This is a genomic window from Occallatibacter sp. (genome assembly GCF_036502485.1).
Taxonomy (GTDB): Bacteria; Acidobacteriota; Terriglobia; order Terriglobales; family Acidobacteriaceae; genus Telmatobacter.
The window spans coordinates 14307-30777 of record NZ_DASXYM010000182.1; the positions used below are offsets into that span (position 1 = coordinate 14307).

Here is a 16471-nt window from a genome sequence, read left to right on the forward strand (position 1 = left end):
CGCCTTCCACTCCGGTCGTGTCTTTCGCGATAATAAAAAGTGCTATGTCAAGGCAAGAATTTCAGACCGAAGTCAGCCAGCTACTCCACCTCATCGTTCACAGCCTCTACTCGCACCCCGAGATCTTTCTTCGCGAGCTGATCTCCAACTCCTCTGACGCACTCGACAAGCTGCGCCATCTCACCCTGACCGACGAAACGTACAAGTCCCTCGTCGGCAAGAGCATTGACCCGCCCCGTATCGACCTTGAACTCGACGAGGCCGCCAAGACCCTCTCCCTCTCCGACACCGGCATCGGTATGAACGAGGAGGACCTCGTCTCCCACCTCGGCACCATCGCTCGCTCCGGAACCAAAAACTTCCTCGCCCAGCTCTCCGGCGACGCCCGCAAGGACTCCAACCTCATCGGGCAGTTCGGCGTGGGCTTCTACTCCGTATTCATGGTCGCTGACAAGGTTGAAGTCGTCTCCCGCAAAGCCGGCGAAGACAAGACCTTCAAGTGGACCTCTGACGGCAAGTCCGGCTTCGAAATCGAAGAGGTCTCCGGCGACCAGGCCCGCACCACCGCGGGAACCACCGTCCTCATTCATTTCAATGAGGACGGCGCCCCCTATGCGAATTCCTACCGCCTGCAGGAGATCGTCAAGAAATACTCCAACCACATCGCCTTCCCCATCTTCCTCATCTACGACAAGAGCGAGTGGAACGCGGAGAAAAAGGAGTCCATCAAGACTCGCACCACCGAGCAGGTCAACGCCGCCAGCGCCATGTGGCAGCGCCCCAAGTCCGAGCTCAGGGACGAGGACTACAAGGAGTTCTACAAGTCCACAAACGGCGACTGGGATGACCCACTCTTCTGGTTTCACACCCGCGCGGAGGGTACACTTGACTACACCACCCTCTTCTTTATCCCCTCCAAGGCCCCCCTCGACCTCTACCAATCCGACTACAAGGGCGGCGTCAAGCTCTACGTCAAACGCGTGTTCATCATGGAAGACTCACGCGATCTCCTCCCCCAGTACCTCCGCTTCGTGCGCGGCGTCATCGACTCGGAAGACCTGCCCCTCAACGTCTCGCGCGAAATCCTGCAGCAGAACAAGGTGCTCACCAGCATCCGCACCGCCAGCGTCAAGAAGATCCTCTCCGAGTTGAAGTCCATCGCCGCTAAAGATCCGGCGAAATACGTCGACTTCGTAACGCAGTACAACCGTCAGCTCAAGGAAGGCCTCTACGGCGATTTCGCCAACCGCGAGATACTGCTCGACCTCGTTCGCTTCAAGTCGACAAAAGTGGAAGGGCTCACCTCGCTGGCTGAGGCGAAGGAACGCATGCAGCCCGAGCAGAAGGCGATCTATTACATCACCGGCAGCTCTGAGAACATGCTGCGCAATTCGCCCTTACTCGAGGTCTACAAGAAAAAGGACGTCGAGGTTCTCCTGCTTGATGACGACATCGATGAAATCGTATTTGCCTCAATCTCCAAATATGGCGAGATCGATCTCAAAGCCGTCAATAAGTCCTCCACTTCAGAAGACCTCAAAGACGACTCCACGCCAGACAAGGCCGAAGAACTCAAGCCCCTGCTCGATAAGATCAAGGCCACGCTCGGCGATGCCGTCAAAGACGTCCGCGCCTCTGCGCGCCTCGCTGATAGCCCATCCGTTATCGTCTCTGACGAGGACGAGCCCTCCGCCCGCATGCGCCAGATGATGCAGGCCATGGGCCAGACAGATCTTCCCGAGCTGAAACCTACACTCGAAATCAACCCCGACCACGAGATCATACGCAAGCTGCTCGCCGATGCCGGCGACGGCAACGTAGAAGACGCTGCCTGGCTTCTCTTCGACCAGGCTCTCCTGCTCGAAGGCGTGCCCCTGCAGGATCCCGCAACCTTCGTCCAGCGACTCAACCGCGTACTTAATAAGACAATATAAACCACAAACACCGAAGCGCCTCCCGCAAGGGAGGCGCTTCGCGTTTCGCTTACCTCTCTAGTTCGTCTCGCTGACAAACACCGCGGTGGTAAGTGCCGGCACCGTCGCCGTTCCCTGCTGGCTGTTGAACGTCGACTGCCGCGTTATCGGATCCGCGGACGAACGCTGCTCCGGATGCAGCCGCAGCTTCATCCCTCGCAGCACCGTGTCAGTGAAGTTGACTTGAGCATTGGTTGCGTTGAAAACCACAACAATGTGCCTGTATGGGCCGTAATTACCGCCGTTCCCATCGAGTTTCATTACGATCAGTCCCGGCGTCTGGCTGACTCCGGTGTTGAGGAATGTGAGGTTCTGTTGTATCTCGGCCAGCGTGGCCATGCGGAACAATCCTGAGCTGTAGCGGATGCGCAACAGTTCCTGGAACGCCGCGGTCGTCGCTGCGATGTTCTGCGGTTGCGGCGTGTACGCCGGGTTTGAGAGCAGGGGCGTCATCAGCGGCCATTGCCCCTGATTCTGGCTCGCAATCGGCAGACCAATTCCCCAGTTAGCAGTCTGCCCTGTCCAGTCGATCTTGTTGAACCAGTCACCGGAGTTGTAGCTGTTCTGATCCATATCTTTGGATCGCAGCAGATCATCGCCGGCCTGGAAGAACGGAATCCCCTCGCCCAGCGTCACCAGGCTCATGCCCATCACCTGCCGCCGAGCCCTCGTCGCAATATCATCCGTGAAGCTCGACTTGAGTTGCACCGCATCGAACAAGTCCTGATTATCGTGCACCGATGCATAGTTGATCGCCTCGATCGGGCTCTTCGTGTAGCCGGTCGGTTGGCCATTGTAATCCACCTGCGCGCCGGTAACAGTTGAGCCTGCGCTGTTCTGGAATGTGTAGTCTCGCAGATCCCCGGTAAGCCCCACGCGAATCCAATCCCCGTACTGCAGTAGTTGCGACTGCTGTGACGACGTCGGCATCGTGTTGTTGGTGTACGTGCTCGAATCCGTGTAGAGCCCGGTCGCAAAGCCCTGCACACGCTCATCCGTGAAGGGACTGCCGCCGCGCACGCCGTCGCGAATGCGATCGTTGAACGAGCCGACGCCGAAGCCGTACAGATTGACCTGCGAGGCATTCGGCCCTATCTGATTATTTGCCGTATCCCCGAAGTTGAACCCTTCGCCATACAGGTAAATCCTGCTCCCGTCCACTCCATCCTTGTCCAGCGTGAGCGCGTTGAGCGCCTGCTGGATGTGCTGCATGTTGTAAGTGAACATGAAGCTCATGATGTCAAAGCGGAACCCATCAATCTTGTACACGCGCGCATTCAGCACAAGCGTGTCGATGATCAGCTTCTCCATCATCTTGTGTTCGGCAGCCGTATCCGCACAGCACGAGCCGGTCTCAATGTTGCCGTTCGCGTCGAGCCGGTGATAGTAACCGGGCACCACCTCGTCCAAATTCGAGTTTGGTCCTTCGCCTGCCGCGCTCGTGTGATTGAACACGACATCCTGAATCACCCGCAGACCCGATTGATGCAGCCCATGCACCATCGACCGGTACTCACGCACACGTGTGTACGGGTTGATGGCGTAGTTTCCAGCAGGTGCCATGTAATGCACCGGATCATATCCCCAGTTGTAAGCCGGGCTCGCGAGTGTCGCCTGCACTGCGGCCTGCTGCTGATCGCTATCCGGCGGAAACGCCGACAGATCGCCCGGCAGCAGCCACTTGCTCTTGTCCTCATTAACGCTGGCAATGTGAAACGACGGCAACAGGTGAACCGCTCTGAGCCCGCTTCGTGCCAAGGTTCTAAGATGCTGCATGCCGTCCGACTGCGGATACGTGAACGCGTCGTACATGCCGCGCGCCGTCTGCGGAACAGTCTTGTCGTTCACGCTGAAGTCGCGAATGTGCAACTCGTAAATACTGAGGTCGCCCACGCTGGCCAGCCGCGGCGAGCGATCCTCATCCCAGTCGTGCGGCTTGGTCTCGTCCGACTCAAGATCAGTGATGCGGCTCTTTGTGCCGTTGATTGCAAGGTCGATCGAATACGGATCGCTGGTTACGTTGTTATCAATGGCGCCATCCGCCGGCACCCATACATTCAGGGCGTAAAGGTAGTACTTGTTCTTCCAGTCACCCGTGCCGCGTGCCACCCATACTCCGTTGTGATTGTGCATGGGAATGACGGTTGACGGCGCCGCATCATCCGGATGATCGAATAGTTGCAGCGCCACCTTTTGCGCAGTCGGCGCCCACAGTTTGAGCTTTACCGCGTAGTTCTCATCGTCAGGCCAATCGTGCCAGCCCCGGTTCTCATCGTGGTGAAACACCACGCCCAACTTGCCGGAGTAGTAATACAGGTCGTCCAGCACGCCGGCAATCTGCAGCCCGGTGGCATACTGCAACGTCCCGCCCCCGTTCACCTCGGCCAACGCAAGCTGCCCGGTAAGCGCGGTCTCGATAGTGGAAACCTGCACACTGGACGGAATCTGCAGCACCGCATAACTCGCCAATTGCGGATAGCGCATTAACTCATCACTCGTCAGCGAACCTCCCGGCACCAGCGGAATAGCGCTGCCGCCAGTGATGCCCGCGGATGTCGCTGCCAGGCCACCCGTAATGCTGAAGTCAATCGCGTACGTGCTGCCGGTCTGGAGAAACTCTGGCCGGATGGCTACGCGTTGGCGATCGATCCAGTAGGCCTGCTGGCCTGCCAACTCGGATTGCAGGATCTGCGCCTGCGTGGGCGTAGTGGTGTACACCGTATCCACACCCGACAGCACCCACGCCTGGGTGCTGCTGTTGACAGCGAGATGCATGTCCGGTCCTGGGTCTTTTGCGCCGGTGCCGATGTTGTGCACAATAAACCCGAGATCCTGCGCGTTCGGTTTCAGCGCAACATCAAAATACGCGCCCAGAGAGTCATAACTCGTCACGCCCGTAAGTCCATCGTTAAAGTCGCCGCCGTACTCCTCCGTATCATTGAACGCATAAACTGTCCAGTTGAAGTAATTGCCGTCAGGGCGGAAGTAATGAATGCGCGCATAACCCGGCAGCAACACATTGGGGTTGTTAATGTCGACCTGCGTCTTGTATAGCTTCCCAATCCCGTTGTAAGCCCAGAACTCGCCCCCCATCGTCGAGGGATTCACAAACTCGTTGGGCCCGGGATCTTTTTGGTCGCCGCCCGCCGCTGAAGGATTGTGAAGGATCAAGCCGACGTTCTGAGCGCCACTGGTTACACCCACATCGAAATAAGCGCCATAACTGTCGTAACTGGTTGGCGGGACCAGTCCGCCGTTGTAATTCCCGGTGAACTCCGTCGTATCATAGAACGCATAAACCCGCCACGGACCGTAGTTACCATCATTGCGGTGGTAATGAATCCGCACATAGCCGGGAAGAATGGCATTGGGATGAGTTAGGTCGACAGCAACATCGTAGAACTTCGCAATCCCTGAATACGCCCAGTACTCGTTCCCCATCGTTGACGGATCCACAAAGTCGTCCGGACCGGGATCCTTTGCGCCGCTGGTAAGGTTGTGCAGAATCAGCCCAACCTGCTGCGCGCCATTAGTCACACCCACGTCAAAGTAAGCGCCATAGCTGTCGCTTCCCGCAATCTGCACCGGGCCACCGTTGTAGTTGCCCTGGTCCTCGGTGGTGTCGTCAAACGCGTACACCGCCCATCCGGAATAGTTCCCGTCCGGGCGATGATAGTGGACGCGTATCTTGCCCGCCGGTACAGCGGGATTGTTGGCAAAGAGCGTGTTCGCGGTGAGCAATACCAACAGTAGGACCAGCGTCTTCGCGGCGATCCTCAAAACGTGAATCTGCGTTCTGCTTGCGGGAATCATGGAATCTCCTGAACGTATCGTTGGCTCCGGGCTATGGAAACCCTGCTGGTCCAGTGCGGGAAGAAAGGGTGCTGATACAGCGCCGGAATCCTAGAGTGGCCCGGCGAGAATGTCAATGCCTTTGCAGTCCTGCCTGAGGGTGCGGATCCGGCGAGTGGCAGCGCGACCACAAACCGCATGGCATTTCCCCCAAAACCGCCCTGATTGACGTTCCCGCCGCCATAAGGCACCCTAGGAGTGACCATGACCATCGAGCGCCTTCAGGTTGGGGGAAAAATCCTGCTGCGTCTGTCCGGCCGCATGGATGCCGATAAGGCCGGCAAGTTGGAACCGGAATGCGACTCCTGCATCGCCGCCGGATTTACACGTCTCGTAATCGACCTCGGCGAACTCACTTACATCAGCAGCATGGGCCTTCGTTCCTTTGTCTCGGTCGCCAAAAAGCTCAAAGACAAGGGCGGAGAACTCCGCGTCTGTTGCCTCACCGGCCTGGTCCGGCAGGTATTTGAAATTACCCGGCTGACTCAAGTCTTTCCCATGCACGAGTCGGTCGAGTCCGCGCTTCTGGAAAGCTGAACGTGCCCTCCACTCGGCGAAAACCAGAAGTCACGTCTGGCTGCGCAGTGACAACGCAGATCGCACCGCAGCAACCCCGTCGCCCCCTTCTCGCCCGACTCCCGCACCCCTGGAAGCCACCGTTTCCTTGCGGTTGCGTTCTTGAAGGTCATCTCTAGGGTGGAAGTAGCCCCCGCCCGACCCGTTGTATCATTAACCGCACCGGAGACCACCGCCCATGACTTCTCAGGGAGACGTCACAAGCCTGCTCACTGCCTGGGGACAGGGCGACCCCAACGCCCTGAACGAACTCATGCCGCTGGTTTATAACGAACTCCATCGCATGGCCCAGCGCGCCTGGCGCGGCAGGGACCAGGGCGTTACCCTGCAGCCCACCGCCCTCATCAACGAGGCCTACATCAAACTGGCTGGCGCCGGAAACACATCCTTTCAGAATCGCGCGCATTTCTTTGCCGTGGCCTGCACCGCCATGCGCCAAATCCTGGTCAACCACGCTCGCAGCCGGCACGCCGGAAAGCGCGGTAGCGGCCAGATCGCCGTATCGATCGACGATATACAGCCCGCCGCCCGCCAGGAGGCAGCTGAAGTCATCGCCCTGCATGAAGCCCTTGAACGCCTCGAAGCGCTTGATGCACGCAAGAGCCGAGTCGTTGAAATGCGCTACTTCGGAGGCCTCAGTATTGAAGAAACTGCCGAAACCCTGGGCGTCTCCATCATCACCGTCAATCGCGATTGGCGCCTCGCGCGAGCTTGGCTCCTGCGCGAGATCAACGGCGGAGCCGCATGACAGCCAAAGCCGAGTGGGCGGAAATTGAGCGGCTCTTCAACCAGGCTGTCGATCTCCCACCGCACCTGCGCTGCGCCCTGCTCGCCTCCGCAAAAGCTCCCGTGCGGTCTGAAGTCGAAGCGCTCCTCAACACGGATGCCGAGACATTCCTCTCGACTCCGCCCGTGCATCTCGCCGCTGAACTGCTCGATCGGCAACCCAGCACTCTTAGCCCCGGCCAGCGCGTCGGCAACTACGAAGTCGAGTCCCTCGTCACCGTGGGCGGAATGGGAGAAGTTTATCGCGCACGCGACCCCTCCGGCACTCCCGTCGCCCTCAAAATTCTGCGCCGCCATCTCAACGCCAGCCCCCAAGCCGCAGACCGATTCCAGACGGAAGCCCGTGCCGCGTCCGCCCTCTGCCACCCCAACATCGTCATGGTCTGCGACTCCGGTGAGTCAGCCGCCGGCCTGTTCATCGCCATGGAATGGGTCGCCGGCCCCACCTTCCGCAAACTGATTGACGCCGGCCCGGTCCAAACCGCAACCGCCATCGACCTCTCGGCCCAGGCCTCGCGCGCCCTCGCCGCTGCTCACGCGGCCGGCATCCTTCATCGCGACATCAAGCCTGACAACCTCATGCTGCAAAGCGATGGCGTTCTCAAAATCCTCGATTTCGGCCTCGCTCGCCTCGCCGGCCCCGTCCGCCTCGATCCGGACACGATGGGCGCCTCCGGAACCATCTCCGGCACCCTCTCCGGCACCCTGCTCTACATGTCTCCTGAAATCCTGCGCGGCGAAATCGCCACCAGCGCCTCCGACGTCTTCTCTCTCGGAACGCTCCTCTACGAGCTATGGACAGGCCAGCATCCCTTCGCCGGCGAAACCCCGCTCGACGTATTCGAGGCCATCGAGTGCCGCCTGGTCCCTGCGCCTTCCACGCTCCGCCCCGGCTTACCCGCTGCCATCAATAACTTGCTCCTGCGCATGCTCGATCGCGACCCCGACCAGCGCCCCACCGCCCACCAGGCGTGCGACTGCCTCACCCACGAGATTTCGCGCGTGGTCAGGTCCGTTTCCAGATTTTCTTGAATGGAACTGCTCGCATCAGGCGAGCGGATCAGAGGCGGCTCAGCAGCTTGTGCGCGGACGAATCATAGATATGCGCCAACGGCGCCGCACCACGAGTTAGACAATTCCTGAGAGGTTGTCGTCCGGGCGGCTGTACGCAATCGACGCGCCCCCCGCAGAGCGGCGATGCGACACCAACCGCCCGGACGACAGAACCGCTCAGGAATTGCCTCCACCAGTGGAGGAACCCCTGTGTGTGAGAGAACCAAGGCATTCAAACCAGAATCATCAACCAGAACCACAACCTGCATCGACCCTCGAGCAGCGCCTTCGTTCAACGCCTGTTCAGCCGCCCAGTCCTGGCGTGAAAACACTCAATATGTATATAAGACCTCCCGCCAGGACCGCGGCAGCCCCCCCGAATGACGCCAGCCTCTTCGCCTTTAATAGCTTTCCCGGCGCAATTCATCGGAGCGACCGGGATATTTCCTGGCCGCTCACTGTGAATAACACCAATGAAGAGGACTTCGTATCATCCTCAGCCAAAGTTTTTTATTTGAGGTTATTTCCGCTTCCGCCTGGCGCCTTGAGCCGACAGACGTGCGATCAGCTTTTCATCCGTTTTGTTCGGCCGGAACAAGCTCAGGCTTCGCGAACACTGCGCAAAGCCGGGTACAGCTTGCGCCACTTTGCATAACCCGTCTTATAGGTCTCCACATCGGCCGGATCAGCCTCGATACGCTGCGCAACTTCAATGGCTTGCCCGCAGGCCTGGTCGAGATTCGCCCAGTGTTTTATGCCCACGCCGGCCATCAGTGCACACCCAAAAGCGCCGCCTTCTTCCGCGGTGAGAATCTCCACCGCGTGCCCGTAAATGCCGGCCTGGATGCGCCGCCACAGCGGACCGCGCGCGCCGCCGCCGCCAAGCCGGATTCCACTCACCGGAATGCCAAGTTCGGCAAACAGCGTGAATGTGTCCTGCAGCGAATAAGCCACTCCCTCCAGCACCGCCCGCGTAAAGTGCGCCGCCGTGTGCGAACTGTGAATGCCGGCAAAAGCGCCCCGCACTTCGGGATCGAGATGCGGGGTGCGCTCGCCGAGCAGGTAAGGTGCCCACTCCAGTCCCTGGCTTCCCGCGAGAATCCTCGCCGCCCCCTCGGTGAGGACGTCGTAGCCCTGCCCTGCGAAAAAGGTGTTGCGGAACCACTGCAGGCTCAACCCTGCCGACTGCGTAACTCCCATGACGTGCCACACGCCGGGCACCGCATGGCAGAACGTGTGCAGTCGTCCCTTGGGGTCTTTTGTGGGCTCGGCGGTGGCCGCGAACACCACCCCCGAAGTGCCGATGGTGGCCGACACGGATCCCGGTTGCAGGATGCCCATTCCCACGGCGCCAGCCCCCTGATCGCCGGCGCCCGCCACAACCGGCGTTCCGGCCGCCAGCCCCGTGAGCCGCGCGGCAGTGTCGCTGATGCGCGCGCACACTTCGGGCGATTCATACACCTGCGGCAGCCACTCCATCGGGATCCCGGCGGCTTCTGCCACTTCGCGCGACCAGCGCCGGTGGGTCACATCCAGCAGCAGCGTGCCCGACGCCTCCTGGACGTCGATTGCAAATTCGCCGGTGAGCCGGTAACGCACATAATCCTTGGGACACATCACGTGTCGCGTCTTCGCAAAAATCTCCGGCTCGTGCGTCTTGACCCACAGCAGCTTGGTCAGCGTGAAGTTGGGCAGAGCGGGATTGCAGGTCAGCTCGATGAGCTTTTCATAGCCGATCTTCTCGTGCAGCCAGTCGCATTCCGGCTGGGTGCGGGTATCGCACCAGATCAGCGAGGGGCGCAGCACAGCCCCGTTTTCGTCCAGCAGTACGGCCCCATGCATCTGCCCGGTGAGGCCCAGTGCGGCAATCGCCTCGCGCGGTTCGGGAGCGGCTGCAATCGCCTCGCGAATGGCTTCCTGAGCTGCCCGCCACCAGTCTTCCGGATCCTGTTCGGCCCATCCCGGATGAGGGGTGCGGAACGGCGCGTGCTCGCTTGAAGCCCCGCTGACCAGCTTCCCGTTCGCATCGACGATCACGGCCCGCGTGCCGCCCGTGCCCACATCCATTCCAAGGAACCACATAGCCGTTCACTCCCGCTGTAAATCGCTTTTCCTGAGCGTCCGCAGCATATCAGCTTTACCCGTCCGCGGAAAGCCAGCGAAGCCGTCGTCGCCGGCTGGAAAATCATGGACTATCGGCCATGCCCATGGCCACACTGACTTGCACCCGCAGCCCATGGCTACACTGACTTGCACCCGCACAGGTTCGGACGCCGGAGCGGCACAGGCTACCTGCTCAACCCAGGTGCTTCTCCAAAACCCGCATCTCACCGGCAGCGGCATGGACCTGCCCGAAGTCGCGCCCATCTTCGAGGAATTTGTGGATTCGCACGGTCTCACGCCGCGCGTTCGCTTCGTTCCCGGCAGTCTTTCGAGTCTCCCCTGCCCATAGCCGACTTCGAACACTCGTGGGACCGGACGCAATGGTGATCGGAATCAGGTAGCACTCGAAATCAGCCGGGAGGCGCTGCTCGCGTCTCCCGGCTCCGATAGCCAGTCAGGCGAAAAGCAGCTCCGGGACTCTATCGCGTAGCTTCGTACAAAAACCACGCCCGCCGTTCGGTCTCGTCAATCCAGTTCTCGATGATGCTGGTGGTCGCGTAGTCCTTGGCGTCGCTGGTAATCTCGTGTGCTTCCTTCAGATTCAGCGCCAGGGCCTGGTTGTCGTCGCGCAGTTCCCGCAGCATCTCGTCCGCCGCCACAAACGCCTTCTCGTTGTCCCGCACACGCTGCAGCTTGGCAATCTCTCCAATCGAGCGAATCGTGATCCCGCCTACCTTCCGCACCCGCTCCGCAATGTCGTCGCTCATCGCGAAGATCTGCTCGCCCTGCTCGTCCAGCAGCAGATGATAGTCGCGGAAATGCGGCCCGTTCATGTGCCAGTGAAAGTTTTTGGTCTTGATATATAAGGCGAAAACATCGGCAAGTAACGAATTCAGCGCACGCGAGATGCTCTGAACCTGCTCCGGCGTAAACCCGCCCGGCGCAACGGAATTGGCATTCTGAACTGCCTGTGTAGCCATGCACTCTCCTTGGTGGAATCTGCGCAAGTTCCCGCACGTTCCGTCTCTTCGGATGCTCGGCCACGCGGTTGCGTCGCACTTTTAAGCCGGCGTACCCTCCCTGAGAGGGCTCATCTTCCACCCCGCCGTATTCATCCCCTCGACCCCGGCCTGGCCTCCTGCTTTTGCAGATACCTGCCCCGATCTCCACACCCATTCTCAGCCCCAATTCCGCCTAAACTTCACTTATGGCAACCCTCCCCAACCTGGCAGGCTACGATCCCGGTCTGCCCGCGGCGGTCGACGCCGAAAAAACCATCCTCGGCGCCATCCTCCTCGACAACGCCGCCCACTCCGAGGCCGCCGAAAAGCTCGAACCCGACGATTTCTCCCTCGATTCCCACAAACGCATCTATCAGCGCATGGGCGACCTGCTCGCCGAGCAGCGCCCCGTCGACATCGTCACCCTCGCCAACGAACTCGCTAAGTTCAAGGAAATCGAAGCCGTAGGCGGCGTCGCCTACCTCGCCTCGCTCACGGAAGGCCTTCCCCGCCGCCCCGTCATCGAGGAGTACATCAAGATCGTCAAGGACAAGTGCCTGCTCCGCCGGCTCATGTTGATCTGCTCCCAGGCCATCGCCCGCGCCGCCGACCAGAGCGAAACCGCCCTTGAAGTCCTCGGCGCCGCCGAAGCCGGCCTCCTCGAAGTCAGCGAAAAAAGCGTCCAGAACGGCTTCCAGAGCCTCGACCAGATCGTCGCCGGCTCCTTCGGCTCCATCGACAATCTCTACAAGCAAAGCCGCGAAGTCACCGGCCTGGCCACCGACTTTTACGAGCTCGACCGCAACACCAGCGGATTCCAGAAAGGCGAGCTCATCATCATCGCCGCCCGCCCCTCCATGGGCAAAACCGCCTTCTCCGTCAACATCTGCCAGAACGCTGCCGTCAACCACGGCGCAGTGGTGGCCGTCTTCTCGCTCGAAATGGGCAAGGAATCCCTCCTTCGCCGTATGCTCTCTGCCCAGGCCTGGGTCGACCAGCGCAAGCTGCAGACCGGCTTCCTCGGCCGCGAAGACCACGACAAGCTGCAAAAGGCACTCAACGACCTCGTCGAAGCCCGCCTCTTCATCGACGACACCGCCGGCATCTCCCTTGCCGAAATGCGCGCCAAGGCCCGCCGCCTCAAACAGCAGAACAACGGCCAGCTAGACCTCATCATGATCGACTACCTGCAGCTCATGAGCGCCACCCTGCCCTCAGCCGGCGGCAAGCGCTATGAAAACCGCACCCAGGAAGTCTCCGCCATCTCCCGCGGTCTCAAAGCCCTCGCCAAGGAGCTCGACGTCCCCGTCGTCGCCCTCTCACAGCTCTCCCGCTCCAGCGAACGCCGCGGCGACGACAAGCGCCCCCTGCTCTCCGACCTCCGCGAATCGGGTTCCATCGAACAGGACGCCGACGTCGTCATGTTCATCCACCGCGAGGCCTACTACAACCGCGATGAGGAAATGTCCGAGTCCGACCGCGCCAAGTCCGAGATCATCATCGCCAAACAGCGCAACGGGCCCACCGGCACCATCCACCTCAACTTCATCAACAAGTACACCCGCTTCGACAACCCCGCCGAAGCCGTCCCCGGCGCAATGTAGCCAAAGGGCTTTGTGTCACCACAACATCACAGGCAACCGCAAACGCCTTCGAGGAGATGTTGTCTCAGGACGCGGCTGCACAAGCCGTCATGGCGCGGCTCGGCCAGAGAGGCGTCGGCCGCAACCGGCCTCCCTACCTCGCCACCTCGCCCTTGGCCAGAAACTCGATCAAATCGGGAATGCGCACCGGCTTGGCCAGAAACACCACCCGGTCGGAATGCGGAAACTCAAGGTCGGCAGGCTCGAAGTGCAGCAGGTTGGCTGACGTCATCATCACCCGGCAGTCGGGCTGCTCCGCCGTGAACCACTCGGCCAGCTCAACTCCGTTCATGCCCGGCATCACAATGTCTGTGATGAGGACCTGCGGACGGAACTCCGCCGCACCGCACATGGCGTCGCGGCCGCTGTACACAGCCCGGCTCTCGTAACCGTAACTCAAAAGAATTCTGGCCAGAGAGTCAGCGATCGCTCTCTCATCGTCGACCACCAGAACACGCATAGACATGGGAATTCCTGATCGAAAGTCAGCAGCGCTGCGGGTCCAATATAGCGCAATCCGCTGCCAGAATTGACCCCGTACAAACCCTGATGTTGCGATAAATCTTCGGTCACCGCTTGTAGTTGTCTTCGAGCAACAAGGCTCCCCATCCTCCTGCCCGGCGCCTTCGCATCCCCTCACATCTCGTTCATCACCTGAACCACCCGCCCGACAATCAAGTCCCCTGGCGCTTCGCCCGGCTCTGGGTCGATCAACTCCACCGGCGCCGCCCGGTTATACGGCCTCAACAGGAGTCGGCTCGTCTGAAAGTCCGCATACCTGATCTTCAGCCGCGCATCGTGGCGGATAGCATAGAGATTCGCCCGCGCCGGACGATACTGCTGCAATGTGTTGTAATGCCGGTCCAGCACTAACACCGCTCCCGCCAGCACCACAGGGTCCATCGCGCCCCCGTCCCCGGCACCCGTCTCGATCGCCAAAAACCGGACCCAGGCGCGCCGGCTCGTCGAACACCGCGCCCAGCAACCCGCCAGCAGCCCCGCCTGTACCTGCACCAGCCTCTGCACCGCCCCGGGCCTGATCTGTGGCTCGAACATCGCGGTGGCGTGCGACACCACCGGTACATGCAGCAAATCCTGCTCATCCCCCCACACCGGAGAGGCCCGCGACGGCAGTAGATCGGCTGCCGTCAACTGCTGCGCCGCCAGGATCCGGTCCATTCCCTCCAGGGACAGTTGCCGCCGGGCATTCAAAAAGTTCGACAGATGCGACTGGCCGAACCCCGTCTGTCGCGCCGGCAGCGATACGCTGACGGTGCCCCGCTGTATCCTGCGAAGCACTTCCAGCCGGAGACGCTCGTGCATCTGCGAAAAATTCATGTGGAAAATTTGCCCAGGGCAATAAGAAGCCCAACCATCCAATTGCTTGCAGCAAAACAATTAATCGTGAATCGCTTCATTCTCGCGGTTCTTGAGTTACTTGGAAAGTTGATGGGGCAAATTCCCGGTTTTCCCGTTGACCTTAAAGACACCGCCTCGTAAATTAGCTCCACTTACACTGCAAACCTCGGGGTACGCCTTCTGACCGCGTTGAGCGCCTGATCCATCCCGCTACAAGGCAGATTACTTGCCGGACGGTAAAACCGCCCTCGGGAGTTTCCACTCTTCGCCGCAGAGGCAAAACCTGGAGTTATGAGGCCCGAGTTAGAGGCCACAAACTCTCCGTTCGCAGTGTTGTTATAGTCCCGTATCTGCATCTCGCCGCTATGACTTATTCAGAAGGAACCCGGCAGGCACACCCCCGACAGGACGGTTCGATCCTGGAGGACCTGCGCTCGCTCCAATTACCCCGAGCCAAATCAAGGAAAAAACAATCGGCCGGGATCAGCACCATGGGAGATTGCGTCATGGAGTTGCGCGTGCAACTGAAAATTTGCGAGGGGTGCGGCTGTCTTTGGTACCGCCCCCAGAACCATTGCAGTTCTTATTGCAAAGAGTGCGCCATCCGGCTTAAAGACTTTCCGGTGGACACCCGCCGACGGCGCGGGATCACATATAAACCTGCTCACCTGCCGCTGATCCGCGTTTGGGCAGAAGCAGGGGGTGCGGAATGAGCGCCGCATTGCAATTTCCAGCCTTGGCACGAGCCGCCTCCGCACAGCGTCAGGTGGTCATCGACCGAATTCATGGAACTCAGGGTCAGGCGGCAGCCGCCGCGGTTCAGCCCTCTCCAGCAGACGCCGCAGCGCCTCCGGACTCTCCAGCCCGAGGCTTCGGGCCGCAGCCCGAACGGCAGCCCGATCAGGTCGTCCAGCCTCCGCCCGGCCTTCCTTCCGCCGCGCCGCCCCCGCAAACCCACCCCGCCCCGCCACCCAATCTGGCTTTCTACCGCAAGCAGACTGAGGCCCTCCTCAGGCGCTATCTCTACGCGTCCATGCTGGTGGGCCGCACACCCTCCATGCTCACGGAACCTCTGATGCGCGGGTTTGCCTCCCACCAGCCGGTCCATACGTTCGAGGATTGCGTCATCTTCGTCCTCGATATGGAGAGCGCCCTCGCTCGCCTCTCCCGCGCCGAACGACTGCTCCTGACCCGCGTGGTTCTCCAGGAATACACAATCGGGGAAACCGCCCTGCTCCTCAACCACTCGCATCGCATGATCTACCGCCGCCTCTCCGATGCTCTGGACCGGCTCACCTGGATCCTGCTCGACAATGGCACCCTCCAAGTCCCGCGCCGGCCCAAACCCACGCCGCCACCCGACCCGGAGGACTAAACACGGATGCCCATCCCAAGCGCCCGCTTGGGATGGGCATTCTTTCTTCTCGCGTCACACCACAAAGTCCCTGTCGACTTCTTCCGTCGACAGAATGGGTGACGACCAATCTGCCGGCCCCGCAGGCGCGATTGGCCTCACCGCAGGTGACTACTTCATGGCCTTCTTCAGAACCGCTGTCCCCTTCTCATCCATCAAAATTGCCGACTGCAATTTCCGGAACGCGACCGCCTTATCAGCCGGAATCTGCACCTGCTTCACCACGTACTCGCGCTCGTAGTGCAGCATGTTGCCCTTGGCCGTCACCGTCGAGTGATAGCTGGCGAAACCCATATCCACATCCACCGGATCAGGCATCTCATCCACCTCGTACCCCTCCGGCAACGTGATGTCGTAGCTGTCGTGCCAGCGGCCCGTCGCGTCCAGATCGATCGGCACCAGCCGCGGCTTGTCGTCAAACGCACGCGACATCGAGCCCACCACCCTCGGCCGCACCAGCAGCAGCGTTCCCGCCGTATGCGCATACTGGCTCGCCGTCAGCTTGTAATGAAACTCCAGCGGCTTGTCCAGCGCCGGCGTCTGCACAAACTGGAACGACGTCAGCGACACCCCCGGCAAATCCCGCGCAATCCGCTTCTCCCAGTACTCGCGCCGCTCCTTCTCGTCCGTGTACTTGAGAAACGAACGGAGATCGCCGCCCTCAGGCCCCGTATGCACCGCATCCAGCGAACCTGTCAGCGTGCCATCCAC

13 protein-coding genes and 1 pseudogene are annotated in these 16471 nt (G+C 60.6%); 8 read left to right on the forward strand and 6 right to left on the reverse strand.

All coding sequences use genetic code 11. The features are described from left to right. Window positions 1–44: 44 nt before the first annotated feature. Complete coding sequence (gene htpG / locus VGL22_RS21835; protein ID WP_465269087.1) at window positions 45–1934, forward strand: molecular chaperone HtpG; 1890 nt, start codon at window positions 45–47, stop codon at window positions 1932–1934. A gap of 57 nt (window positions 1935–1991) precedes the next feature. Here htpG and pulA read toward each other — a convergent pair whose 3' ends face one another. Then, the gene (gene pulA, locus VGL22_RS21840) at window positions 1992–5786 is read right to left on the reverse strand and encodes a pullulanase-type alpha-1,6-glucosidase (RefSeq protein WP_465269088.1); all 3795 of its coding nucleotides are present in this window, start codon (window positions 5784–5786) and stop codon (window positions 1992–1994) included. 243 nt (window positions 5787–6029) lie between these two features. On the opposite strand from pulA, the gene VGL22_RS21845 reads away from it, so the two are divergent. The 3 genes from VGL22_RS21845 to VGL22_RS21855 all read left to right on the forward strand — a co-directional run bounded on the left by VGL22_RS21845 (window position 6030) and on the right by VGL22_RS21855 (window position 8219). After that, window positions 6030–6362: an STAS domain-containing protein gene (locus VGL22_RS21845; protein ID WP_465269089.1), complete on the forward strand. Its 333-nt coding sequence runs from the start codon at window positions 6030–6032 to the stop codon at window positions 6360–6362. 217 nt (window positions 6363–6579) lie between these two features. Beyond that, window positions 6580–7149 carry a sigma-70 family RNA polymerase sigma factor gene (locus VGL22_RS21850; protein ID WP_465269090.1) on the forward strand — a complete coding sequence of 190 codons (570 nt, stop codon included), beginning with the start codon at window positions 6580–6582 and terminating at the stop codon, window positions 7147–7149. Beyond that, a complete protein-coding gene (locus VGL22_RS21855; protein WP_465269091.1) occupies window positions 7146–8219 on the forward strand; it encodes a serine/threonine-protein kinase in 1074 nt (357 codons plus the stop codon). The genes VGL22_RS21850 and VGL22_RS21855 overlap by 4 nt, the downstream gene beginning before the upstream one ends. Before the next feature lie 621 nt (window positions 8220–8840). Here VGL22_RS21855 and xylB read toward each other — a convergent pair. Continuing rightward, window positions 8841–10322 carry a xylulokinase gene (gene xylB / locus VGL22_RS21860; protein WP_465269092.1) on the reverse strand — a complete coding sequence of 494 codons (1482 nt, stop codon included), beginning with the start codon at window positions 10320–10322 and terminating at the stop codon, window positions 8841–8843. A 154-nt stretch (window positions 10323–10476) separates the two neighbouring features. Here xylB and VGL22_RS21865 point away from each other — a divergent pair, with 154 nt between their 5' ends. Further along, window positions 10477–10692, forward strand: a complete 216-nt coding sequence (locus VGL22_RS21865) for a hypothetical protein (protein WP_465269093.1) — start codon at window positions 10477–10479, stop codon at window positions 10690–10692. Window positions 10693–10822: 130 nt separating this feature from the next. Here the strand turns inward: VGL22_RS21865 and VGL22_RS21870 are convergent, their stop codons facing one another. Continuing rightward, window positions 10823–11323: a Dps family protein gene (locus VGL22_RS21870; RefSeq protein ID WP_465269094.1), complete on the reverse strand. Its 501-nt coding sequence runs from the start codon at window positions 11321–11323 to the stop codon at window positions 10823–10825. Window positions 11324–11550: 227 nt separating this feature from the next. On the opposite strand from VGL22_RS21870, the gene dnaB reads away from it, so the two are divergent. Next, window positions 11551–12948: a replicative DNA helicase gene (gene dnaB, locus VGL22_RS21875; protein WP_465269095.1), complete on the forward strand. Its 1398-nt coding sequence runs from the start codon at window positions 11551–11553 to the stop codon at window positions 12946–12948. 133 nt (window positions 12949–13081) lie between these two features. On the opposite strand, the gene VGL22_RS21880 is transcribed toward dnaB, so the two are convergent. Both VGL22_RS21880 and VGL22_RS21885 read right to left on the reverse strand, forming a co-directional pair. Next, window positions 13082–13453 carry a response regulator gene (locus VGL22_RS21880; protein ID WP_465269096.1) on the reverse strand — a complete coding sequence of 124 codons (372 nt, stop codon included), beginning with the start codon at window positions 13451–13453 and terminating at the stop codon, window positions 13082–13084. A 170-nt stretch (window positions 13454–13623) separates the two neighbouring features. Beyond that, window positions 13624–14310, reverse strand: coding sequence for a hypothetical protein (locus tag VGL22_RS21885; protein ID WP_465269097.1), 687 nt, complete (start codon window positions 14308–14310; stop codon window positions 13624–13626). Here VGL22_RS21885 and VGL22_RS21890 point away from each other — a divergent pair. Continuing rightward, on the forward strand, window positions 14305–14487 hold the full coding sequence (locus VGL22_RS21890; protein WP_465269098.1) for a hypothetical protein: 183 nt from the start codon (window positions 14305–14307) through the stop codon (window positions 14485–14487). The genes VGL22_RS21885 and VGL22_RS21890 overlap by 6 nt on opposite strands. A 568-nt stretch (window positions 14488–15055) precedes the next feature. Then, window positions 15056–15721 (forward strand): hypothetical protein, encoded by a 666-nt coding sequence (locus VGL22_RS21895; protein WP_465269099.1) that lies wholly within the window; start codon window positions 15056–15058, stop codon window positions 15719–15721. A gap of 150 nt (window positions 15722–15871) precedes the next feature. Here the strand turns inward: VGL22_RS21895 and VGL22_RS21900 are convergent. After that, window positions 15872–16471 (reverse strand): annotated as a pseudogene (locus VGL22_RS21900) (transglutaminase); the annotation flags it as partial.

What these genes read in the sequence shown, in the direction of transcription:
- VGL22_RS21870 (WP_465269094.1), bottom strand. Translation starts at nt 11,323, where the DNA reads ATGGCTACACAGGCAGTTCAGAATGCCAATTCCGTTGCGCCGGGCGGG.
- VGL22_RS21895 (WP_465269099.1), top strand. Translation starts at nt 15,056, where the DNA reads ATGAGCGCCGCATTGCAATTTCCAGCCTTGGCACGAGCCGCCTCCGCA.
- VGL22_RS21865 (WP_465269093.1), top strand. Translation starts at nt 10,477, where the DNA reads ATGGCTACACTGACTTGCACCCGCACAGGTTCGGACGCCGGAGCGGCA.
- VGL22_RS21850 (WP_465269090.1), top strand. Translation starts at nt 6,580, where the DNA reads ATGACTTCTCAGGGAGACGTCACAAGCCTGCTCACTGCCTGGGGACAG.
- dnaB (WP_465269095.1), top strand. Translation starts at nt 11,551, where the DNA reads ATGGCAACCCTCCCCAACCTGGCAGGCTACGATCCCGGTCTGCCCGCG.
- VGL22_RS21845 (WP_465269089.1), top strand. Translation starts at nt 6,030, where the DNA reads ATGACCATCGAGCGCCTTCAGGTTGGGGGAAAAATCCTGCTGCGTCTG.
- xylB (WP_465269092.1), bottom strand. Translation starts at nt 10,322, where the DNA reads ATGTGGTTCCTTGGAATGGATGTGGGCACGGGCGGCACGCGGGCCGTG.
- VGL22_RS21880 (WP_465269096.1), bottom strand. Translation starts at nt 13,453, where the DNA reads ATGTCTATGCGTGTTCTGGTGGTCGACGATGAGAGAGCGATCGCTGAC.
- VGL22_RS21885 (WP_465269097.1), bottom strand. Translation starts at nt 14,310, where the DNA reads ATGCACGAGCGTCTCCGGCTGGAAGTGCTTCGCAGGATACAGCGGGGC.
- pulA (WP_465269088.1), bottom strand. Translation starts at nt 5,786, where the DNA reads ATGATTCCCGCAAGCAGAACGCAGATTCACGTTTTGAGGATCGCCGCG.
- htpG (WP_465269087.1), top strand. Translation starts at nt 45, where the DNA reads ATGTCAAGGCAAGAATTTCAGACCGAAGTCAGCCAGCTACTCCACCTC.
- VGL22_RS21855 (WP_465269091.1), top strand. Translation starts at nt 7,146, where the DNA reads ATGACAGCCAAAGCCGAGTGGGCGGAAATTGAGCGGCTCTTCAACCAG.